The 19,565-nt window shown below is 54.4% G+C and carries 22 protein-coding genes; 8 read left to right on the forward strand and 14 right to left on the reverse strand.

The genetic code is table 11. The annotated features are described in order from the left end of the window. Positions 1-61 precede the first annotated feature (61 nt). The 3 genes from yrbN (at position 62) to mtr (ending at position 3,453) form a co-directional block, all read left to right on the forward strand. Positions 62-142 (forward strand): protein YrbN, encoded by an 81-nt coding sequence (gene yrbN, locus SK33_RS02590; RefSeq protein ID WP_010723222.1) that lies wholly within the window; start codon positions 62-64, stop codon positions 140-142. Next, positions 135-2,063 carry a DEAD/DEAH family ATP-dependent RNA helicase gene (locus SK33_RS02595; RefSeq protein WP_048218712.1) on the forward strand — a complete coding sequence of 643 codons (1,929 nt, stop codon included), beginning with the start codon at positions 135-137 and terminating at the stop codon, positions 2,061-2,063. Before yrbN ends, SK33_RS02595 begins: the two co-directional genes overlap by 8 nt. Before the next feature lie 145 nt (positions 2,064-2,208). Next, positions 2,209-3,453, forward strand: coding sequence for a tryptophan permease (gene mtr, locus SK33_RS02600; RefSeq protein WP_048218710.1), 1,245 nt, complete (start codon positions 2,209-2,211; stop codon positions 3,451-3,453). A gap of 87 nt (positions 3,454-3,540) precedes the next feature. Here mtr and SK33_RS02605 read toward each other — a convergent pair whose 3' ends face one another. The 3 genes from SK33_RS02605 to ubiU form a co-directional block, all read right to left on the reverse strand. Continuing rightward, on the reverse strand, positions 3,541-4,548 hold the full coding sequence (locus tag SK33_RS02605; protein ID WP_003024976.1) for a luciferase-like monooxygenase: 1,008 nt from the start codon (positions 4,546-4,548) through the stop codon (positions 3,541-3,543). Between the two features lie 176 nt (positions 4,549-4,724). Continuing rightward, complete coding sequence (locus tag SK33_RS02610) at positions 4,725-5,603, reverse strand: U32 family peptidase (protein WP_127790455.1); 879 nt, start codon at positions 5,601-5,603, stop codon at positions 4,725-4,727. Between the two features lie 8 nt (positions 5,604-5,611). Then, on the reverse strand, positions 5,612-6,607 hold the full coding sequence (gene ubiU, locus SK33_RS02615) for a ubiquinone anaerobic biosynthesis protein UbiU (RefSeq protein WP_003024971.1): 996 nt from the start codon (positions 6,605-6,607) through the stop codon (positions 5,612-5,614). A 220-nt stretch (positions 6,608-6,827) separates the two neighbouring features. Here ubiU and ubiT point away from each other — a divergent pair, with 220 nt between their 5' ends. Both ubiT and SK33_RS02625 read left to right on the forward strand, forming a co-directional pair. Next, complete coding sequence (ubiT, locus tag SK33_RS02620; protein ID WP_003024968.1) at positions 6,828-7,352, forward strand: ubiquinone anaerobic biosynthesis accessory factor UbiT; 525 nt, start codon at positions 6,828-6,830, stop codon at positions 7,350-7,352. Beyond that, a complete protein-coding gene (locus SK33_RS02625; RefSeq protein WP_003024966.1) occupies positions 7,346-7,849 on the forward strand; it encodes a GNAT family N-acetyltransferase in 504 nt (167 codons plus the stop codon). The genes ubiT and SK33_RS02625 overlap by 7 nt, the downstream gene beginning before the upstream one ends. On the opposite strand, the gene SK33_RS02630 is transcribed toward SK33_RS02625, so the two are convergent. Then, positions 7,836-8,144: a GIY-YIG nuclease family protein gene (locus tag SK33_RS02630; protein ID WP_272491233.1), complete on the reverse strand. Its 309-nt coding sequence runs from the start codon at positions 8,142-8,144 to the stop codon at positions 7,836-7,838. The genes SK33_RS02625 and SK33_RS02630 overlap by 14 nt on opposite strands. Positions 8,145-8,187: 43 nt before the next feature. On the opposite strand from SK33_RS02630, the gene SK33_RS02635 reads away from it, so the two are divergent. Both SK33_RS02635 and SK33_RS02640 read left to right on the forward strand, forming a co-directional pair. Next, positions 8,188-8,616 (forward strand): YhbP family protein, encoded by a 429-nt coding sequence (locus SK33_RS02635; RefSeq protein ID WP_003839984.1) that lies wholly within the window; start codon positions 8,188-8,190, stop codon positions 8,614-8,616. A gap of 37 nt (positions 8,617-8,653) precedes the next feature. Then, complete coding sequence (locus SK33_RS02640; protein ID WP_048218706.1) at positions 8,654-9,289, forward strand: NAD(P)H-binding protein; 636 nt, start codon at positions 8,654-8,656, stop codon at positions 9,287-9,289. 93 nt (positions 9,290-9,382) lie between these two features. Here the strand turns inward: SK33_RS02640 and dolP are convergent, their stop codons facing one another. Genes dolP through SK33_RS02660 form a run of 4 tightly spaced genes read right to left on the reverse strand, consistent with a single transcriptional unit; the run spans position 9,383 to position 12,997 of the window. Further along, positions 9,383-9,958, reverse strand: coding sequence for a division/outer membrane stress-associated lipid-binding lipoprotein (gene dolP, locus SK33_RS02645; RefSeq protein WP_003024954.1), 576 nt, complete (start codon positions 9,956-9,958; stop codon positions 9,383-9,385). 9 nt (positions 9,959-9,967) lie between these two features. Continuing rightward, on the reverse strand, positions 9,968-10,558 hold the full coding sequence (diaA, locus tag SK33_RS02650; protein WP_003024948.1) for a DnaA initiator-associating protein DiaA: 591 nt from the start codon (positions 10,556-10,558) through the stop codon (positions 9,968-9,970). A gap of 34 nt (positions 10,559-10,592) precedes the next feature. Further along, positions 10,593-10,988, reverse strand: a complete 396-nt coding sequence (locus SK33_RS02655) for a YraN family protein (RefSeq protein WP_003024946.1) — start codon at positions 10,986-10,988, stop codon at positions 10,593-10,595. Next, positions 10,946-12,997, reverse strand: a complete 2,052-nt coding sequence (locus tag SK33_RS02660) for a penicillin-binding protein activator (protein ID WP_048218704.1) — start codon at positions 12,995-12,997, stop codon at positions 10,946-10,948. Before SK33_RS02660 ends, SK33_RS02655 begins: the two co-directional genes overlap by 43 nt. A gap of 63 nt (positions 12,998-13,060) precedes the next feature. Between SK33_RS02660 and rsmI the strand changes: the two genes are divergently transcribed. After that, the gene (rsmI, locus tag SK33_RS02665; RefSeq protein WP_003024942.1) at positions 13,061-13,924 is read left to right on the forward strand and encodes a 16S rRNA (cytidine(1402)-2'-O)-methyltransferase; all 864 of its coding nucleotides are present in this window, start codon (positions 13,061-13,063) and stop codon (positions 13,922-13,924) included. Between the two features lie 55 nt (positions 13,925-13,979). Here the strand turns inward: rsmI and kbaY are convergent, their stop codons facing one another. From kbaY to agaW, 6 genes are all read right to left on the reverse strand, one after another. Continuing rightward, positions 13,980-14,861: a tagatose-bisphosphate aldolase subunit KbaY gene (gene kbaY, locus SK33_RS02670; RefSeq protein ID WP_003024936.1), complete on the reverse strand. Its 882-nt coding sequence runs from the start codon at positions 14,859-14,861 to the stop codon at positions 13,980-13,982. A 12-nt stretch (positions 14,862-14,873) separates the two neighbouring features. Then, positions 14,874-16,028 carry an AgaS family sugar isomerase gene (locus SK33_RS02675; RefSeq protein ID WP_048218702.1) on the reverse strand — a complete coding sequence of 385 codons (1,155 nt, stop codon included), beginning with the start codon at positions 16,026-16,028 and terminating at the stop codon, positions 14,874-14,876. A gap of 301 nt (positions 16,029-16,329) precedes the next feature. Then, a complete protein-coding gene (gene nagA / locus SK33_RS02680; protein ID WP_048218699.1) occupies positions 16,330-17,463 on the reverse strand; it encodes an N-acetylglucosamine-6-phosphate deacetylase in 1,134 nt (377 codons plus the stop codon). Further along, entirely contained in the window at positions 17,460-17,894 is a 435-nt protein-coding gene (gene agaF, locus SK33_RS02685) for a PTS galactosamine/N-acetylgalactosamine transporter subunit IIA (protein WP_003024930.1), read from the reverse strand. The genes nagA and agaF overlap by 4 nt, the downstream gene beginning before the upstream one ends. Positions 17,895-17,910: 16 nt before the next feature. Continuing rightward, positions 17,911-18,789, reverse strand: coding sequence for a PTS N-acetylgalactosamine transporter subunit IID (gene agaE, locus SK33_RS02690; RefSeq protein WP_003024929.1), 879 nt, complete (start codon positions 18,787-18,789; stop codon positions 17,911-17,913). Next, positions 18,779-19,558, reverse strand: coding sequence for a PTS N-acetylgalactosamine transporter subunit IIC (agaW, locus tag SK33_RS02695; RefSeq protein ID WP_003839998.1), 780 nt, complete (start codon positions 19,556-19,558; stop codon positions 18,779-18,781). The genes agaE and agaW overlap by 11 nt, the downstream gene beginning before the upstream one ends. Between the last annotated feature and the right edge of the window lie 7 nt (positions 19,559-19,565).

Genomic DNA, 19,565 nt, shown 5'->3' on the forward strand with positions numbered 1-19,565 from the left:
TCACGGGTGAGGGCGTTGTTGTTCGTTAATACACCTACTTTGAGCCGGTTCACACTTTTCAATGAAAATTGCAGATCAATTTCATGATGAGTTATGTAGACTGGCCGCCATTAATTTTGAGGCACACGTACTACATGGCTGAATTCGAAACCACTTTTGCAGATCTGGGCCTGAAGGCTCCTATCCTTGAAGCCCTTAACGATCTGGGTTACGAAAAACCATCTCCAATCCAGGCAGAGTGCATTCCGCATCTGCTGGGCGGCCGCGATGTTCTGGGTATGGCCCAGACAGGTAGCGGCAAAACTGCAGCGTTCTCTTTACCGCTGCTCAACAATCTTGATCCTGAGCTGAAGGCACCTCAGATTCTGGTGCTGGCACCGACCCGCGAACTGGCGGTTCAGGTAGCAGAAGCCATGACGGATTTCTCTAAACACATGCGCGGCGTGAACGTGGTTGCCCTGTACGGCGGCCAGCGTTATGACGTGCAATTACGTGCCCTGCGTCAGGGACCACAGATCGTCGTCGGTACGCCGGGCCGTCTGCTGGATCACCTGAAGCGCGGTACTCTGGACCTCTCCAAACTGAGCGGTCTGGTACTGGACGAAGCTGACGAAATGCTGCGTATGGGCTTCATCGAAGACGTTGAAACCATCATGGCGCAGATCCCGGAAGGTCATCAGACCGCTCTGTTCTCTGCAACCATGCCGGAAGCGATTCGTCGTATTACCCGTCGCTTTATGAAAGAGCCGCAGGAAGTACGCATTCAGTCCAGCGTTACCACGCGTCCTGACATCAGCCAGAGCTACTGGACTGTCTGGGGCATGCGTAAAAATGAAGCGCTGGTGCGTTTCCTGGAAGCAGAAGATTTTGATGCGGCGATTATCTTCGTTCGTACCAAAAATGCGACCCTGGAAGTGGCAGAAGCGCTGGAGCGTAGCGGTTATAGCAGCGCTGCACTGAACGGTGACATGAACCAGTCCCTGCGTGAGCAGACTCTGGAACGTCTGAAAGATGGCCGCCTGGATATCCTGATTGCTACCGACGTTGCGGCCCGTGGCCTGGACGTTGAGCGTATCAGCCTGGTTGTTAACTACGACATCCCGATGGATTCCGAGTCTTACGTTCACCGTATCGGCCGTACCGGTCGTGCGGGTCGTGCGGGTCGTGCGCTGCTGTTCGTTGAGAACCGCGAGCGTCGTCTGCTGCGTAACATCGAACGCACCATGAAGCTGACTATTCCGGAAGTAGAACTGCCGAACGCAGACCTGCTGAGCAAACGCCGTCTGGAAAAATTCGCCGCTAAAGTACAGCAGCAGCTGGAAAGCAGCGATCTGGATCAGTACCGTGCTCTGCTGGCGAAAATGCAGCCGGAAGAAGAGCTGGATATCGAAACGCTGGCAGCAGCACTGCTGAAAATGGCTCAGGGCGAACGTCCGCTGATCCTGCCGCCAGATGCGCCGATGCGTCCGAAACGCGAATTCCGCGATCGTGATGACCGTGGTCCGCGCGATCGTAACGATCGTGGCCCTCGTGACCGTAATGACCGTGGTGGTGAAGATCGTCCGCGTCGTGAACGTCGTGACGTTGGTGACATGCAGCTGTACCGCATTGAAGTGGGCCGTGATGACGGTGTTGAAGTTCGTCATATCGTTGGCGCGATTGCTAACGAAGGCGATATCAGCAGCCGTTACATCGGTAACATCAAGCTGTTTGCTTCCCACTCCACCATCGAGCTGCCGAAAGGTATGCCGGGCGACGTGCTGCAGCACTTTACCCGTACTCGCATCCTGAACAAGCCGATGAACATGCAGTTGGTTGGCGATGCAGTTCCGCACACCGGTGGTGAGCGTCGTGGCGGTGGCCGTTTCAGCGGTGAGCGTCGTGAAGGCGGTCGCGGTGAAGGTCGTGGCTTTAGCGGTGAACGTCGTGAAGGCGGTCGTGGCGATGGTCGTCGTTTCAGCGGCGAACGTCGTGAAGGCAACCGTGGTCCGCGTCGTGACGATTCTTCTGCTCCGCGTCGTGATGACTCCGCTGGTCGTCGTCGTTTCGGCGGTGACGCATAAGCCTCACGGTATAAAAGCGTAAAGTAATATATACAGCCCCGATCTCAACAATCGGGGCTTTTTTTATTTCATTTGTACTCGTGTACTGGTACAGTGCAGCACATTGAGATGTAGTCACAATATAAATGACTGGAGAGATGGCTAAATGGCAACACTAACCACCACCCAAACGTCACCTTCGCTGCTCGGCGGCGTGGTGATTATCGGCGGCACCATTATTGGCGCGGGGATGTTTTCTCTGCCAGTGGTCATGTCCGGGGCGTGGTTTTTCTGGTCAATGGCGGCGCTGATCTTCACCTGGTTCTGCATGCTGCATTCCGGACTGATGATCCTCGAAGCTAACCTCAATTACCACATTGGTTCCAGCTTTGACACCATCACGAAAGATCTGCTGGGTAAAGGCTGGAACGTAGTGAACGGCATCTCGATCGCCTTCGTTCTCTATATCCTGACCTACGCCTATATCTCAGCGAGCGGGTCGATTCTGCATCACACTTTCTCCGAGATGTCGCTGAATGTTCCGGCACGCGCGGCAGGTCTTGGCTTTGCGCTGCTGGTGGCATTTGTGGTGTGGTTAAGCACCAAAGCGGTTAGCCGCATGACGGCGATTGTGCTGGGCGCAAAGGTGATTACCTTTTTCCTGACCTTCGGCAGCCTGCTGGGGCACGTGCAGCCCGCAACACTGTTTAACGTGGCGCAGAGCAACGCTTCGTATACGCCGTACCTGCTGATGACGCTGCCGTTTTGTCTGGCTTCATTCGGCTATCACGGCAACGTCCCGAGCCTGATGAAGTACTACGGCAAAGATCCGAAGACCATCGTTAAGTGTCTGGTGTACGGCACGCTGCTGGCGCTGGTGCTGTACACCGTATGGTTGCTGGGAACGATGGGCAACATTCCGCGTCCAGAGTTTATCGGTATTGCGCAACAGGGCGGTAACATTGATGTGCTGGTACAGGCGCTGAGCGGCGTACTAAACAGCCGCAGTCTGGATCTGCTGCTGGTGGTGTTCTCCAACTTTGCGGTGGCGAGTTCATTCCTCGGCGTTACGCTCGGTCTGTTTGACTATCTGGCGGATCTGTTTGGCTTTGATGACTCGGCAATGGGACGTTTCAAAACGGCATTGCTGACGTTTGTCCCGCCAATTATCGGTGGCCTGCTGTGGCCGAACGGTTTCCTGTACGCCATTGGCTATGCAGGACTCGCAGCAACCATCTGGGCTGCCATTGTTCCGGCGCTGCTGGCACGTAAATCCCGCGAGCGTTTCGGTAGCCCGAAATTCCGTGTCTGGGGCGGTAAGCCGATGATTGCGCTGATCCTGGTGTTCGGTATCGGCAACGCGGTTATCCATATTCTGTCGAGCGTGGATCTGTTACCGGTCTATCAGTAAAACCGTTGCCCGGTAGCGCTACGCTTACCGGGCCTACAGTACCGTTTAGGCCGGATAAGGCGTAGCCGCCATCCGGCACAAACCGCGCTACCCCAACAATTCCTGCTTCACATCCATCGCCAAATCAAACGAATGAAGACGTGCCTGATGATCAAAAATCTGGCCGTTAACCATAATTTCATCGGCCTGGGTTTCACGCAAGATAGCCTCCAGCCCGTGTCGCACTTTCGCCTTATCACCAACCAGCGACATGCTCAGCGCCTGTTGTACGCCGTACTGTTCAGAAGCGGACCACAGCTGATGCATATTCTCTACCGGCGGTGGTAGCTGGCCGGTTTCGCCACGACGCAGTTTCACAAACGCCTGCTGCATCGAGGTGAAAAGAAACTCGGCGTCGCGATTGCTGTCAGCGGCAATGATGTTGATGCACACCATCGCATACGGCTTTGCCAGCCGCGCTGAGGGTTTGAACTGGGTGCGATACAGATGCAGCGCCTGATGCAGCATATCCGGAGCAAAATGCGAGGCGAAGGCAAACGGCAGGCCGAGCTGGGCCGCCAACTGTGCGCTGTACAGGCTGGAGCCTAATAACCAGACCGGGATCTGCTCGCCGTAGCCGGGAACCGGGCGTACATGGGGGTTAGGATCGCGGGCGTCGAACCAGTCCACCAGTTCAGCGACGTCGCGAGGGAAGTTATCGATATCACCGCTCATATGGCGGCGCAGCGCACGCATCGTTGGCTGATCGCTCCCCGGCGCGCGGCCAAGCCCAAGATCGATGCGTCCCGGATACAGCGTATTCAGGGTACCGAACTGCTCGGCGATCACCAGCGGCGAATGGTTGGGCAGCATCACGCCGCCAGACCCGAGATGCAGCGTGGTGGTATTGGCAGCCAGATAGCCAATCAGCACTGAAGTTGCCGCGCTGGCGATACCGACCATGTTGTGATGTTCTGCCAGCCAGTAGCGGTGGTAGCCGCGCTTTTCGGCCAGTCGGGCGAGATCAAGCGAGTGCGTGAAGGCCTCTTTTGCCGAAGATCCTTCAGGGATTGGCGCCAGATCCAGCACCGAGAACGGAATAGTTTTGTCAGTCATAACGGCTCACTTTGTTACCGGTTAATCTTTTAATACTGCATTAAAATTTGATTACCGTTGTTAACAAAGTGAGCTTTATGAGACTGACGGCAAAAACAATGCCCGATGGCGCTGCGCTTATCGGGCCTACGGGATCGCTATTTGTAGGCCGGATAAGGCAATTTGCCGCCATCCGGCTAGGCCTGCAGCTCCAGACCAGCCAGTCGCTTCCAGTAGCCGTTGCAGTCACTGTGGGCGGCAAGCGGTAATGGAGCACTGCCATTTTCATTGGCGCGGAATGCATCAAGCATGGCGAATGTTTCGCTGCCCGAGGGGGACAGGCGCACAATATCAACCAGACCCTGCATTGATGTCAGCTCGTTGCCGAGGTTGTAAACATAGCCGCTCATGGTCTGGATCCCGTTGAGCACAAAGACCTGCTGATTCTCCTGCGACAGCACATCGCGTCCGTTCGGGTATTTGATGCAGCAGGTTTCACATTCGTCTTTTGGACGATCTTCAGAGCGTGCGGTAAAGCAGCGGGCGGAGTATGCCAGCGGCAGATGTCCGTAGCTCAGCACCTCGACTTCAAACTGATTGCGAATACCCAGCTCATCACACTGGTTGAGCAGGTTTACCAGCCAGTCGCGGGATAACTCTACCGGCATACACCAGCGCGTCATGCCCTGCTTGAGCAGTAAACGCAGGGTTACCGCGTTGTAGCAGTTGAGCGCATGCCCGGCGACAAACGGCAGCTTACGCTCGGCGCACATGTTTACCACCCCGAGATCGCTGGCTTCCAGCAGGAAGTCGCCGTTTTCAACATAGCGCTTCAGTTCTCCCAGCTCAGAAGAGGCCTGCACCAGCGCCAGCGTCGACAGCACTACCTGTTTACCGCTGCCAGCGAGTGATTTCGCCATATCCAGCCAGTCGCTTACTTTGGTGGCACGGCGTTTACTGCATACCGCTTCGCCAAGATAGATAATGTCGGCCTGGCTTACGGCGGCCTGCTGATAAAAATCTTCCAGCGTTTCTTTCGGCCAGTACCATAGCACCGGCCCTAAGGAATATTTCATTGCTTCTCTCACTGCCATTTACGGTGATACGCGCCAAGCGTGGTCTGTGTGCCTTCGGACATTGAACCGAGCGTTTCCATCCACGCGGCCTGCGGGACGTAGTTTTGCGGGTCGGCCATACAGCGGTCGATTGCCTGACGCCACACTTTCGCCACCTGGCTGACATAGGCCGGGCTGCGCTGACGTCCCTCGATTTTCACCGAGGCAATATTGGCTGCCAGCAGTTCCGGCAGCAGCTCTAGCGTATTCAGGCTGGTGGGTTCTTCCAGCGCATGGTAGCGCTCGCCATCAACCAGATAGCGGCCTTTGCATAACGTCGGATAACCGGCGTTTTCTCCATCCTGATAGCGGTCGATCAGCACTTCATTAAGACGGGATTCCAGCCCTTGTTGGGTCTGCTGCCAGCGAACAAAACGAGCAGGAGAGCAGGCACCAACCGTGTTAGGAGATTCGCCCGTCAGGTAAGACGAAAGATAGCAGCGGCCTTCCGCCATAATGCACAGGCTGCCAAAGGCGAACACTTCCAGAGGAACTGGCGTGACGCGAGCAAGCTGCTTCACCTGATGAATAGACAGCACGCGCGGCAGAACCACGCGGGCTACGTCAAAGTTGCGATGGTAGAAATTAATCGCCTCTTCATTGGTTGCAGATGCCTGAACAGAGACATGGCGCTCAATATGCGGGTAGCGCTCTGCGGCATACTCAAGCATGGCGAGGTCGGCGAGGATCAGCGCGTCTGCACCCAGTTGCGCAGCCATATCAACGGCACGCTGCCAGCGCGCGTAACCATCCGGGTGCGCAAAGGTGTTAATCGCAATGTGCAGCTTACGGCGATGTTGATGAACGAAACTCACCGCTTCCTGCAATTTTTTCTCGGTAAAATTAAGGCCGGCGAAATGACGGGCGTTGGTATCATCTTTCAGCCCGATGTAGACAGCATCAGCGCCGTTCTCGATGGCCGCCTTAAGCGCCGGGAGGTTTCCGGCAGGGCAGAGCAGCTCCATAATTTATCCTGAACGTTGCGCCATGTAGGGCGCAGAAATGTTAACGAAGAGGGATTTTAGTTAACCTTGCTGAGACAATTTTTGATTTGAGGCAGTTAAAGTCGTATTGGTGACACCAATAAAGAGGTAACAATTTCGTAGCGAATTGTTGATTTATGCCGCTATGTCGTTTATTTGATATGGCAAAATAGCAGGACTATTGAAACAGGGAGTAAAGCTCGTGTTGGATAAACTGCGTTCACGCTTAGTACATTTAGGTCCTTCTCTGATGAGTGTACCGGTTAAACTGACGCCCTTTGCGCTAAAGCGCCAGGTTCTGGAGCAGGTCCTGAGCTGGCAGTTTAGTCAGGCGCTGGCCGATGGGGAGCTGGAGTTTCTCGAAGGTCGCTGGCTGAGCATTCATGTGCGTGACATTGACCTCAAATGGTATACCTCTGTTGAGAACGATAAACTTATCGTCAGCCAGAATGCAGATGCGGATGTGAGTTTTAGCGCCGATGCCAGCGATCTCCTGATGATCGTGGCCCGCAAGCAGGATCCGGATACGCTTTTCTTCCAGCGTCGCCTGGTGATTGAAGGTGATACAGAATTAGGGCTATACGTAAAAAATCTGATGGATGCCATCGAACTGGAGCAGATGCCTAAAGCGTTGCGCGTCATGCTGATGCAGTTGGCGGATTTTGTTGAGGCGGGGATGAAAACGTCGCCAGAAACCAAACAGACCTCGGTAGGTGAGCCATGCTGATTCGAGTTGAGATTCCCATTGATGCCCCTGGTATTGATGCGTTGCTGCGCCGTTCATTTGAGAGCGATGCGGAAGCAAAATTAGTGCACGACCTGCGTGAAGATGGTTTCTTAACGCTGGGTTTGGTTGCTACCGATGATGAAGGTCAGGTAGTGGGTTACGTCGCGTTCAGCCCTGTCGATGTTCAGGGTGAAGATCTGCAATGGGTCGGCATGGCGCCGCTCGCGGTGGATGAAAACTACCGGGGGCAAGGCCTGGCGCGTCAACTGGTCTATGAAGGACTCGATTCCCTGAACGAGTTTGGCTACGCCGCGGTGGTTACGCTGGGCGATCCGGCACTGTACAGCCGCTTTGGCTTTGAGCTGGCAGCGCATCATGACCTGCGTTGCCGCTGGCCGGGCACCGAAAGCGCGTTCCAGGTTCATCGCCTGGCGGACGATGCGCTGGAGGGCGTGACGGGCCTGGTGGAATACCACGACCACTTCAATCGTTTTTAACCTCCGGGGCTTGCAGGCTGTTCAGTAGAGCCTCAAGCCCTTCGCCTTCTACAAGACGCTCTTTCTGACGCTTTGTGAGCTGTTTGACGCGATACTCTATGCGCAGGGCCAGCGAACGGTCGCCAATCTGCGCCGCAAATGCCAACGTGAGTTCCCCCTTTCCACGTAGCGCCTTCGCGCCTTTCCCACTTTGATGCTGCTTATAGCGGCGCTGCACATCGGTGGTTATTCCGGTGTATAAAGCGTTGTCAGCGGTACGGATCAGGTACAGATACCAGGGTGTCATTGTCACCATCGACGTGATAATTTTCAGGCCTACAGTATAAAAGAGAACAGAAATGGAAACACTGACTGCAGTGTCTCGCTGGCTGGCAAAACAGCACGTCGTGACCTGGTGCGTACACCACGAAGGTGAATTGTGGTGCGCCAATGCGTTTTACCTGTTTGATGCGCAGAAGATGGCATTCTATGTGCTGACCGAAGATAAAACGCGCCATGCGCAGATGTCGGGACCGTGTGCACCGATTGCCGGCACGGTAAATGGTCAGCCCAAAACGGTCGCCCTGATTCGTGGCGTGCAGTTTAAGGGGGAGATTCGCCGTCTTGAAGGGCAGGAGAGTGAAGCCGCGCGTAACGCCTACAACCGCCGTTTCCCCGTCGCCAGAATGTTGCCAGCGCCCGTGTGGGAGATTCGACTGGATGAAGTCAAATTCACGGACAACACGCTGGGCTTCGGTAAAAAGATGCACTGGCTACGTGATCTATAGTTAAAAGGGTGATTGAAGCGTCAGGGGAAAATAAACGATGAGTCAGGTGTTAATAACCGGTGCAACGGGTCTGGTGGGTGGACATTTATTGCGGATGCTACTGAATGAACCCCGGATCAGTGCCATTACGGCGCCGACGCGTCGACCGCTGGCTGATACGGTTGGCATCTATAATCCCCACGATCCGCAGCTAACCGATGCTCTGGCGCAGGTTACCGATCCGGTCGATATTGTCTTTTGTTGTCTGGGAACGACCCGACGTGAAGCGGGCAGCAAAGAAGCATTTATCCACGCTGACTATACGCTGGTAGTGGATACAGCTCTGACGGGGCGTCGGCTGGGGGCACAGCATATGCTGGTGGTGAGTTCGATGGGCGCTAATGCCAATTCACCGTTTTTTTATAACCGGGTGAAAGGTGAAATGGAGCAGGCGCTGATCGCGCAGAATTGGCCTCGGCTGACCATTGCCCGGCCTTCAATGCTACTGGGTGATAGGGACAAACAGCGGGCGAATGAGATGTTTTTAGCGCCGTTGTTCAGGCTGCTGCCGGGTAACTGGAAGTCGATTGAAGCGCGCGATGTTGCGCGGGCAATGTTGGCAGAAGCGCTGGCGCCTGGGCATGAAGGGGTTTCGATCCTGACCTCTTCCGAGTTACGCGAAAGGGCTAAATAAAATGCCGGATGGCGCTGACGCTTATCCGACCTACAAACGATAACGTCCTGTAGGCCGGATGAGACGCTCAGGCGTCGCTATCCGGCATCAGTATTACTTAATAAACGTAAAGGCCGTCGTGACGCGTTTCACGCCGCTTACCCGGCTGGCGATGTCTGCCGCCGCCTTCGCTTCGCGTTCGGTCACCAGACCTAACAGGAACACTTCTCCATTCTCGGTCGTGACTTTCACGTTAGAGGATTTCACCTGATCGCTGGTCAGTAACTGGGAACGTACTTTGGTGGTTATCCAGGTATCGTTGGACGCATCGCCCAGACCGATTGGCTGGCCCTGACGGATCTCATTAAAGACCTCAGTCGTACCTTCTACGCCCATCGCAATCTGTTTTGCTCGTGCAGACAGTTCGCTATTTGGCGACTGACCGACCAGCAGCACTTTACCCTGATATGCGCTCACGTTGATTCGCGCTTCTTTCTTGATCTGGGCATCTTTCGACAACGCCGTATTGACGCGTAATTCCAGGGTTCCATCATCTACCTGGGTGCCGACGCTGCGAGGATCCGTCGCGGCTTTGGTGCCGACAGCAGCAGTTCCGACAACGGCAGCAGCGACACAGCCTTGCAGCAGCAGTGCAGCGATAATCACAGCAAGCGGCGAAAATGCCTTCATGTGTACTCCTTAATCATCCTGGTGAGGGAAAAGCGTGTTATCGATGAGATCGCAAAGGCAGTTGACCGTCAGCATGTGCATTTCCTGAACGCGGGCGCTGTGGTGTGAGGGGATACGGATTTCAACATCCTGCGGCCCCAGTAATCCGGCCAGTTCCCCTCCGTCATACCCGGTCAGCGCGACGATTGTCATGTCGCGTGTCACGGCGGCTTCAACGGCTTTTACGATATCGCGGCTATTACCACGCGTAGAGATTGCCAGCAGAACATCTCCTGCATGTCCCAGCGCACGGACTTGTTTTGCATAAACTTCGTCGTGCAGGCGATCGTTGGCAATCGCAGTTAAGACCACATTATCAGTGTTTAGTGCAATCGCAGGTAAACTTGGGCGTTCTGTTTCAAAACGATTGATCATGCTGGCAGCAAAATGCTGTGCGTTGGCAGCGGACGTCCCATTACCACAACAGAGAATTTTGTTGCCATTGAGCAGGGACTGAACCAGCGTCATGGCGGCACGGGAGATCGCATCCGGAAGTGCTTCAGCCGCAGCTATCTGAGTTTGAATGCTTTCTGTAAAGCAGACTTTAATTCTATCTAACACGCTAATCCTTAAGAACCAGGCTCTGAATCTTCAACTATGAGCGGTCGTTGAACGCGTCCTTAAACCACTCAACATCATTTCCGGTGAAGGCTAACACATCGAACCGGCAATCCACAGTATCAAAACTCCCATTGTGGCGCGCAAGCCACAAGCGGGCGGTCTGTAATAATTTGTGTTGTTTGCTCCGGGTCACACTCGCCGCTGCGCCGCCAAACTGGGCCGAGCGCCGATAGCGGACTTCAACAAAGACGGTGGTGCTGCCTTCACGCATTATCAGGTCGATTTCGCCGCCACGTTCACGCACGTTGGCGGCGATAAAATGCAGTCCCTTGCTTTGCAGCCAGTCACGCGCGGTGGATTCCCACGCGTCACCGGTCTGTTTACTCGTTAACTGGCGGGGACGACTTGTCCTTGCTGGTATTTGAGCCATGATAACTTCCTGTTAATCACACAATCCGGCGTTGCGGTTAAGGCCCCGGTGTTGCCGTTAATTTCGAAACCCTGTACCTGACGCATTTGCGAGAAGTGGTTGGCAAGTGACCAGGCATCGACGCCCATCGCATACATACGTGCCAGTGAGTAGTCGTTACGAACCGCGCCAAGCGCCTGCTGCATGAGAGGAGCGTTAGCACCTGCAAGCATCGGTATTTCGCTGTACTGCAAGCCTTCCATCTCCAGACGGAAATCCGGGCCAGCAGTTCCCTGCGCGCTACGGGAGCTGGCGTACAGCGTCGCTCCGCTCTGGCTGCCGTTGCGCATAGCGATCATCGGCTTAATAAAGGCAATTTCTTCCGGCGTAGCCAGAATATACACGGCATCAACACGGCCGCTGCCGCCGGTGATCTGCGCATCGGTGGGCGCAGCCGGAATCGTCAGGCCGCCAATCGTCACGCCAGGTTGCGCAGGTACAGAGGAGGCCACCGGGCTGCCCGTCAGGGAAATTCCCGAGCCGCCGTTGACGCCCATTTTCAGCTCGGCGGTGGAGCCAAACTTCTGCTGCAACACTACGCCGCCGCCCAGCTTTTGCCATTCCTGTGCAAAGGCGTTGGCAACGCGATCGCCTAATGAACTCCGAGGGATCAACAACAGCGGCGTCTGTTTTCCTTGATCGCGGATGTGACGCGCGGCGTCGCGCGCTTCATCTTCTGGCGACAAAGCGAAGTAGCAGACGTTCGGCAGGTTTTTCACCGACTCCGGCTGATTAAGTGCCAGCACGTTTAATGGCGTATTGCTTTTCATCAGCTCTTCAACATTATTCTTCAGCAGTGGGCCAACCACGATGCTGGCGCCATCCTGTTGAACCTGAGTCAGGATTTGGTTCAGAGGCTGTGATGAAGTGTCGTAGATTTTCAGCTCTGCTGATGGATTCGCCGGTGCGCTGGTGGTTGTTGGCTGAGCGGGTGCTGTGGGCTGCGCAGCAGGTGTTTCTGGCTGAGCTGGCGTCTCGTTGGTCAGATCGCTTACTGACGCCTGAGAAGGGCTGGCAACGCCGTCAGTCGTTTGCGGCTGTTCTGTGGTCGTCGCAGATGTTGTATCCACCGCAGGCGCAGCTACAGCAGGGGCCGCTACGGGTTCAGTACCCATATTTTTTGCCGCTTCAAAGCCTTGCTGAATAGTCCGGCCAAATACAGCGGCCTGACCGTTCAGCGGCAGCAGCAGCGCAATTTTGCTGGTGGAGGCGGGCTTAAAGCTCTGGACGTTAACCAACTGCGTTGGCAGTATTTTTGCGCCCGGGTTTTGCGGATAACGTTTCTGCCAGTCCGCAATACCGGCTTTCATCATGTCTGGATCGTTACGGTTATCGAACCAGACGCGCTGGAGATCCAACCAGCCTTGCAGCACGTTCTCATCCGCATTGATGACCAGTGCCTGTGCTTGCTCCTGGGTCATGGATGACAGCGCCTGCCAGGTGGCATCGATGTTTTTCTGCTTAGCATTCGCGGCCAGCAGCGGTTCCTGGGAGATCAGGGCGCGCAGTAGTGTCAACGATGGACGACCCTGGTTGACGTCGATTTGCGCCTGCCAGTATCTGGCCTGCTGGTTTTGATCGAAATCGGCAGGAGTGAGTTTATCCAGCAGGGCCTGAGCGCCAGCGATATCTTTCTGTGCGAGCTTGATCTCGACGGCCAGCAGAGACTGCTCACGACGCTGAGTGTCGTTTAGTTTCTGCGGCAGCTGGTTGAACAGCTCGCTAGCCTGCTGGCTCTTGCCTTCTTTCAGCAGTGCACGAATGGCGAGTAATTGCCAGTTGGTCTTGCTATCATCTGAGCTTTGCTGCATTTGTTGCAGATAAAAGCCGGAATCAGCCTGCGCAGTGCCCTGCATATGGGCTGCACTCTGGTCTGGCGCCTGGGTGCCACAGCCTGCGAAAATCAGTGCTGCCAGAATGACTGGTAGCGCGCGCGCGGCTTTCAAACGAGAAAATGTTGAGGGTACCATACTGTATCCAGTGATATTTTTTTACTCAATGCTCAATATTAAATCGGCAATACGGACGACACAATGAAACAACACGAATCGGCGGATAATTCTCAAGGCCAACTCTTTATTGTACCTACTCCTATAGGAAATTTGGCTGATATTACCCAACGAGCGCTCGAAGTTTTACAAGCCGTTGATTTGATTGCCGCTGAAGACACTCGTCATACAGGATTATTGTTACAACATTTCGCGATTAACGCCCGTTTGTTCGCGTTACACGATCACAATGAGCAACAAAAAGCGGAAACGCTGGTGGCGAAGCTCAAAGAAGGGCAAAACATTGCGCTGGTTTCCGATGCCGGAACGCCGTTGATTAACGATCCTGGCTACCATCTGGTGCGCACCTGTCGCGAAGCGGGGATCCGCGTTGTTCCTCTGCCGGGCCCTTGCGCGGCGATTGCTGCCCTAAGCGCTGCTGGTTTGCCTTCAGACCGCTTTTGCTATGAAGGTTTTCTGCCTGCCAAATCGAAAGGGCGTCGTGATGCGATGAAAGCCATTGAGGCAGAGCCGCGTACGCTTATTTTTTATGAATCTACCCACCGCTTGCTGGATAGCCTGGAAGACATGGTTGCCGTCTGGGGCGAATCCCGTTACGTGGTGCTGGCGCGCGAGCTGACCAAAACCTGGGAAACCATTCACGGCGCACCGGTCGGCGAACTGCTTGCGTGGGTCAAGGAAGATGAAAACCGTCGTAAAGGTGAAATGGTGCTGATTGTCGAAGGGCATAAAGCGCAGGAAGACGATCTCCCTGCCGATGCGCTGCGTACGTTGGCTTTATTACAGGCAGAACTGCCGCTGAAAAAGGCCGCCGCGCTGGCCGCTGAAATCCACGGCGTGAAAAAGAATGCACTGTATAAGCACGCACTGGAACAACAGGGAGAGTAAGCCCGATTGTTGATGGCCAAACCGACAAGGGTATGGCCATAAGCTAACACAGAGCTTAAGACTGAGCGGCAGTTTCACTGATTAATAAGCGGTTTGCTGACCCGCATACAGTGATTTTACTTCGCACGACTTCTTTCATCGCATCCATACCGACCCGCATGTAATAGCGAGGATCGTTGCCCTGCGGATTTTCCGCAAACCACGCTTTGACCGCATCGGCAAAAGCGATTTTCAGTTCAGTAGCGACGTTAACTTTGCACACGCCAAGCTCGATCGTGCGGCGGACGTATTCGTCAGGAACATCGCTTGCGCCATGTAGTACCAGCGGAATATCCACCACTTCACGAATTTCACCCAGCCGTTGGAAATCGATTTTGGGCGTTTTGGTATACAACCCGTGTGCAGTGCCGATGGCTACGGCAAGGCTGTCTACGCCGGTACGCTCAACAAACTGTTTGGCTTCTTGTGGATCGGTAAGGAAGGCGCTTTCCGCATCCACGCTCATATCATCTTCTACGCCACCGAGGCGGCCCAGCTCAGCTTCCACGCTGCAATCTTTGGCATGGCAAAAATCCACAACGGATTTCACCAGCTTCACGTTTTCTTCAAACGGAAAGTGACTGCCGTCGATCATTGCGCTGCGCACTCCTGCATTCACTTTACGACGGATATCGTCCAGCGACTCATGGTGATCGAGGTGCAGCGCCAGCGGTATACCGTAGCTGGTGGAATAAGCGCTGCACAGCGCGTAGATCTCTTCCAGCGCGATATGCTTAAAGGTGCCCGGTGTTCCGGCAAGGATCACCGGCGATTGCATTTCATAGCACACCTCAAGGATCGCCTGGATCGTCTCGGCGTTATGAATGTTAAAGGCGGGTACGGCATAACCCTTTTTTTGGGCATCCAGCAGGAGGTATTTCGTGGAAATAATGCTCATAAAACGATCCTTTTAGGCGTTCCAGGGATGAATAACAACGCCCTGTACAACGCGGTTCACAGTGCCGCTGGCAGAAGGCGTATCCGGTGTATTGCCGATATTGATGGATTGCGTCAAAGCAAAGACCTGGGCGTAGATCAGGAAGCAGAATGCCAATTCCATATCGATGAAAGAGCGTGCTGGTGGCAGCAGAATATGTGGGCCAGCTTCAATCGCCTCATGGGTTTGTGCGGCAACCGCGACAACCCGCAATGCCTGCCGATCGCGGCGTAACTCTGCCAGCAGATCGAGATCGTATTGACGTGTATAGGGATGGCTGGAAACAAAGACCACTACCAGCGTTTCGTTATCAACCAGCGACTTTGGACCGTGACGAAAGCCTGTAGGGGAGTCATAGAATGCGGCCAGTTTGCCTGCTGTCAGTTCCAGGACTTTCAATGCCGATTCCCGCGCTGCTCCCTGTAATCCACCGCTACCGAGGTAAACGATCCGTTTCCAGGGTTCATTGCCAAATACGCCGTCGCTGAAATCGCCCAGTGAAGTCAGAATCGCCTGGCACCGATCGGCCACGTCGCGGAAGGTCTGGCTGTTGATTTTCTCTGGGGCAAATACTGCCAGGCAGCTGGCCATCATGGTGGTAATGCTGCTGGTCATGGCAAAACCACGGTCATGTGTCTCTGCGGGCATCAACAGAGCAAAGGCATTGTCGCTTGCGACTGCGTTTTGATAGAGGCTACCTGCTTCGTTGCAGGTGATTGGCAGGTGATAGCACTCAGGTACAAACTGATTAGCCAGTTCCACTGCCGCAACACTTTCAGGGCTGTTTCCTGAGCGAGCGAAAGAAATGAGCAGCAGCGGATGTGCGGGATTCAGGTAATCCATCGGATTAGTGACCAGATCGGTGGTTGGCACAGCACTGATGTTTTTACCGGTATAGCTTGCCAGCCAGGGGGCGATGATGTCGCCAATGAATGCTGATGTTCCGGCCCCGGTCAGTATGATCCGCAGATCGTTTTTGCGCAGTAATGGTGCGAGAAAGCTGTCAATGGCAGAGCGAATGTTGTCGATATTCGTAAGGGAACGGATCCAACTGGCAGGTTGTTGACGGATCTCTTCTTCGGTCCAGGTGCCCGTTACCGCGGTAACAGGGGTATAGGTTTCTGGCATAACTTAAGTCCTTAGTCTTGTAAATTCCACATAAGACGCTGGCAAGAATGTCGCTATCTTTCGTTTCGTTTCACTTGTTCATCTTGTCGATTGATTAAAATCTATATGAAAGAAATCGAAAGGGCAATGATCAAAAATGAAATAAAACGAAATTTGTGATCGTGAGAACGAAAGGAATGATTATCTTATTGATCTATAAGAAGTACGCTTGTTGTATGATGGTTAGGTATTTCCTCAAGCGAAAGGAAAAGAAAGGCCTTGCGATCGAAGATCGCAGGCCAACACGAGACAAAATGAAAGATCAAAGGGGGAGAGCCTGACCCTGAATCCAGATCTGTTGTAAATGCAGCCCGCTATTAAGCGCGATCGCGTCGGCACGTTTTCCCACTGCTAACGATCCCAGGTGGCGATCGATACCCAACAGACGTGCGGGGTGGAGAGAGGCCATATGAATTGCCTCTTCTGCCGTTATCCCGGTGAGCTCGACCATATTACGTACGGCGGCATCAACCGAGAGCGTGCTACCAGCCAGACCACCGGAAGCGGTACGCACAATACCACTGTGCATTTCCACTTCCTCACCGCAGAGCGTATAGCGCCCGTCTGGCATTCCTGCAGCCTGCATGGCATCGGTGATCAGCACCAGCCTGTCTTTGGCGCAACAGCAGCAGAGCTTCATGGCCGCTGGGTGAACATGGTGTCCGTCAGCGATAAGTTCCAGCCAGGCGCGAGGGTCGGTTAACCCTGCGCCAACCATTCCTGGCTCCCGATGATGTAAGCCGGTCATACCGTTATAGCAGTGCACCAGTCCGTCAGCACCGGCGTCAAAGGCCGCGCGGGTTTGTTCCCAGGTAGCAGCGCTGTGTCCCAGCATCACCCGTACGTTGCGCTGCTTCAGATGTTCGATGGCCTGTAATGCACCGGGTTTTTCTGGTGCCAGCGCAACGACGCGCAATGTTTGCTGGGAAATCGAAATCAGTTCATCCAGTTCACTGAGTTCCAGTTCTCTGAAAAGCTCAGGCGGGTGCGCCCCTTTGTTCTGCGGCGTAAAGTACGGGCCTTCAAGATAACTGCCCAGCACCTGTGCGCCGGGCCCTCCGGAATGGTAACGATGGGCGATACGCTCAAGCGCCTTGCGAATATCTGGTAGTGGAGCGGTGACGGTAGTGGGTAGCCAGTTGGCTACCCCTTCACGTGCTTTGTGCATCGCCAGTTTGTCGAGCGTATCCGGTGCTTCATCCATCACATCGACGCCCGCACCGCCGTGCACGTGGATATCAATGTAAGCCGGACAAAGCAGCTCTGCATCGTGGACCATAACGCCGGAGGGGATTGGCTCTATTTCTGCAATGATGCCGTCTTCAATGTGTATTTGATGATCGTCCAGCCAGCCCCGTTCGGTCAGTAGACGTCTGGCGCGAAGTAGCTGTCTCATATCCCTTCCTCAACGGGCTTTTCCTCACGACAGCGTCCCAGTTCGTCCACCAGGCTAGTTAAACCACGATGCCCGCACTCCAGCGCCTGCAAGCGAAATGCTTCGCTGGTCAGGCCATCGCGCTCCAGCACCATTTCCAGCAGTAGTTGCAGATTAGTGCCAGTGATCACCTCGGTGCCTTGCCTTTGCATGGCCAGGGTGGAAGCGACGCGAAATGGTGTCCCGCCTAACAGGTCTGTCAGAAACACGATGTCTTGCTGCGCATCCAGTTCACTCACCGCCTGTTCAAGCTGCGATGTGAGTAAGGCGGTGGTTGAGGTTTCCGGAAAGTCGATGGCGATGAACTGTGATTGTTCACCCAGAATCTGTTTCATCGCTTTTTCCATTCCGCTGGCAAACCCGCCATGACCCGTCAAAATAATACCTAACATCTACAACCCCTTATGTTTACAGGAAGTGACAGAACTTACCTACGACGCCGAGCACCACGGTAATGGCGATAAGGCGCAGAGGACTCCAGCCACGGCGGACCAGCCAGAACATGGTTAATGTGTAGACCAGCGGTAAAAAAGCAGGCATCAGCTTGTCTATCACATCTGTTTGCAGTTTCACCACTGCATCGCCAGCAGTGATTTCCAGCGTAGTGCTCAGGCGAACATAGGTCGCTACCAGCGCGCCGATCACCGTCATCCCAACGATGGATGCCGCATGTCCAACCTTTTTGGTGTTAGCTTTAATCAGCGGGATGGCAGCAACGCCCATTCGATAAGCATAGTGTGCCAGCCCAAAGCGCAGACCAAGATGAACCACGTTGAACATAACAATAAAGACAACAGCGCCAAGAATAGAGCCTTGCAGCGCCAGGCTGGCCCCGATACCGCCGCAAATAGGCAGTAACGTTAACCAGAACATGGCATCACCGATACCGCCAAGTGGCGCACCCACGGCAATCTTGGTGCTTTGAATACTGTTCACATCCTGCTTGGAGCGTTCCATCGCCAGGATAATCCCGATAACAAACGTGACCAGGAATGGGTGCGTGTTGAAGAAGCCCATATGGCCTTTCATCGAACGCGCCAGATCGCGCTTATTGGTGTGGATCTTTTTCAGAGCAGGTAACAGGCCGTACAGCCATCCTGATGCCTGCATACGTTCGTAGTTAAAAGAGGCCTGCAACAGCATTGAACGCCAGGCAACACGGTTGATATCTTTTTTCGTCAGCTCGGCACCGATATTCTGGTCTTCGTAGACGTTTTCATTGGTGCCGGACAGCAGCGTTTCTTCGGTTTCGGAAACGTTCGGCAGAGCCGTTTGATTAGATGCCATCTTCGAATTCCTCTTTTTGTGCTGCGGGAGCTGTAGGTTCAGGTGATTTACGCAGAAAATCGATCAGCGCCATTGCCAGTGCTGCGGCGGCGATTGCCAGCACAGGGAGTTTGAGCCAGGCTGCGGCGACAAAACCCAGGATGAAGTAGGGGATATAGACGTTTTTCATCATGATTTTCAGCAGTACGGCGAAGCCGATAGCTGGCATGATGCCGCCTGCCACGCCGAGGCCGTCAATCAGACGCGTCGGCAGAACATCTATCGCGGTTTTGGCATGTTCCGCGCCAAAGTAAATTGGCAGGAACGCGCATAAAAAGTAGAAGGTCCCCAGCGCGAGCAACGCCAGATAGTTGACCCGCTCAATCCCGGCTGTATCGGCATTCGCTGCCATGCGATCGCAGCGAGCCATCACCCCGGACATCACAGAGAACAGGAAGGTAATCCCCATCTGTACTGCTACGGCGAACGGTACCGCCACACCTACGGCAACTTCAGGTTTCACTCCGGTCGTTATGGCAAACGTGGTTCCCACGATAGTGCCGATAATCACGTTTGGCGGCTGAGCTCCTGCCAGTGGGGCCAGACCCATCCACACCAGTTCCAGCGTACCACCTGTTAAAATACCAGTATGCAGATCGCCCAGAATCAGGCCGACCAGCGGCCCGAGAACAACCGGGCGGTGCATGTGCGTTAACCCGTTGAACATATCCAGGCCTGCAATAAAGGCGAGAATACCCAACGCAAAAGCCTGCAACAGACTGATTTCCATTGTGAAT

Origin of the sequence: Citrobacter sp. MGH103 (genome assembly GCF_001034475.2) — a bacterium.
In the GTDB taxonomy this organism is placed as follows: domain Bacteria; phylum Pseudomonadota; class Gammaproteobacteria; order Enterobacterales; family Enterobacteriaceae; genus Citrobacter; species Citrobacter freundii.

Excerpts from the sequence above, each read along its gene's own strand:
- yrbN (WP_010723222.1), top strand. The coding sequence starts at position 62 with ATGAAAATTGCAGATCAATTTCATGATGAGTTATGTAGACTGGCCGCC.
- SK33_RS02595 (WP_048218712.1), top strand. The coding sequence starts at position 135 with ATGGCTGAATTCGAAACCACTTTTGCAGATCTGGGCCTGAAGGCTCCT.
- mtr (WP_048218710.1), top strand. The coding sequence starts at position 2,209 with ATGGCAACACTAACCACCACCCAAACGTCACCTTCGCTGCTCGGCGGC.
- SK33_RS02605 (WP_003024976.1), bottom strand. The coding sequence starts at position 4,548 with ATGACTGACAAAACTATTCCGTTCTCGGTGCTGGATCTGGCGCCAATC.
- SK33_RS02610 (WP_127790455.1), bottom strand. The coding sequence starts at position 5,603 with ATGAAATATTCCTTAGGGCCGGTGCTATGGTACTGGCCGAAAGAAACG.
- ubiU (WP_003024971.1), bottom strand. The coding sequence starts at position 6,607 with ATGGAGCTGCTCTGCCCTGCCGGAAACCTCCCGGCGCTTAAGGCGGCC.
- SK33_RS02625 (WP_003024966.1), top strand. The coding sequence starts at position 7,346 with ATGCTGATTCGAGTTGAGATTCCCATTGATGCCCCTGGTATTGATGCG.
- SK33_RS02630 (WP_272491233.1), bottom strand. The coding sequence starts at position 8,144 with ATGGTGACAATGACACCCTGGTATCTGTACCTGATCCGTACCGCTGAC.
- SK33_RS02635 (WP_003839984.1), top strand. The coding sequence starts at position 8,188 with ATGGAAACACTGACTGCAGTGTCTCGCTGGCTGGCAAAACAGCACGTC.
- SK33_RS02640 (WP_048218706.1), top strand. The coding sequence starts at position 8,654 with ATGAGTCAGGTGTTAATAACCGGTGCAACGGGTCTGGTGGGTGGACAT.
- dolP (WP_003024954.1), bottom strand. The coding sequence starts at position 9,958 with ATGAAGGCATTTTCGCCGCTTGCTGTGATTATCGCTGCACTGCTGCTG.
- SK33_RS02655 (WP_003024946.1), bottom strand. The coding sequence starts at position 10,988 with ATGGCTCAAATACCAGCAAGGACAAGTCGTCCCCGCCAGTTAACGAGT.
- SK33_RS02660 (WP_048218704.1), bottom strand. The coding sequence starts at position 12,997 with ATGGTACCCTCAACATTTTCTCGTTTGAAAGCCGCGCGCGCGCTACCA.
- rsmI (WP_003024942.1), top strand. The coding sequence starts at position 13,061 with ATGAAACAACACGAATCGGCGGATAATTCTCAAGGCCAACTCTTTATT.
- kbaY (WP_003024936.1), bottom strand. The coding sequence starts at position 14,861 with ATGAGCATTATTTCCACGAAATACCTCCTGCTGGATGCCCAAAAAAAG.
- SK33_RS02675 (WP_048218702.1), bottom strand. The coding sequence starts at position 16,028 with ATGCCAGAAACCTATACCCCTGTTACCGCGGTAACGGGCACCTGGACC.
- nagA (WP_048218699.1), bottom strand. The coding sequence starts at position 17,463 with ATGAGACAGCTACTTCGCGCCAGACGTCTACTGACCGAACGGGGCTGG.
- agaF (WP_003024930.1), bottom strand. The coding sequence starts at position 17,894 with ATGTTAGGTATTATTTTGACGGGTCATGGCGGGTTTGCCAGCGGAATG.
- agaE (WP_003024929.1), bottom strand. The coding sequence starts at position 18,789 with ATGGCATCTAATCAAACGGCTCTGCCGAACGTTTCCGAAACCGAAGAA.
- agaW (WP_003839998.1), bottom strand. The coding sequence starts at position 19,558 with ATGGAAATCAGTCTGTTGCAGGCTTTTGCGTTGGGTATTCTCGCCTTT.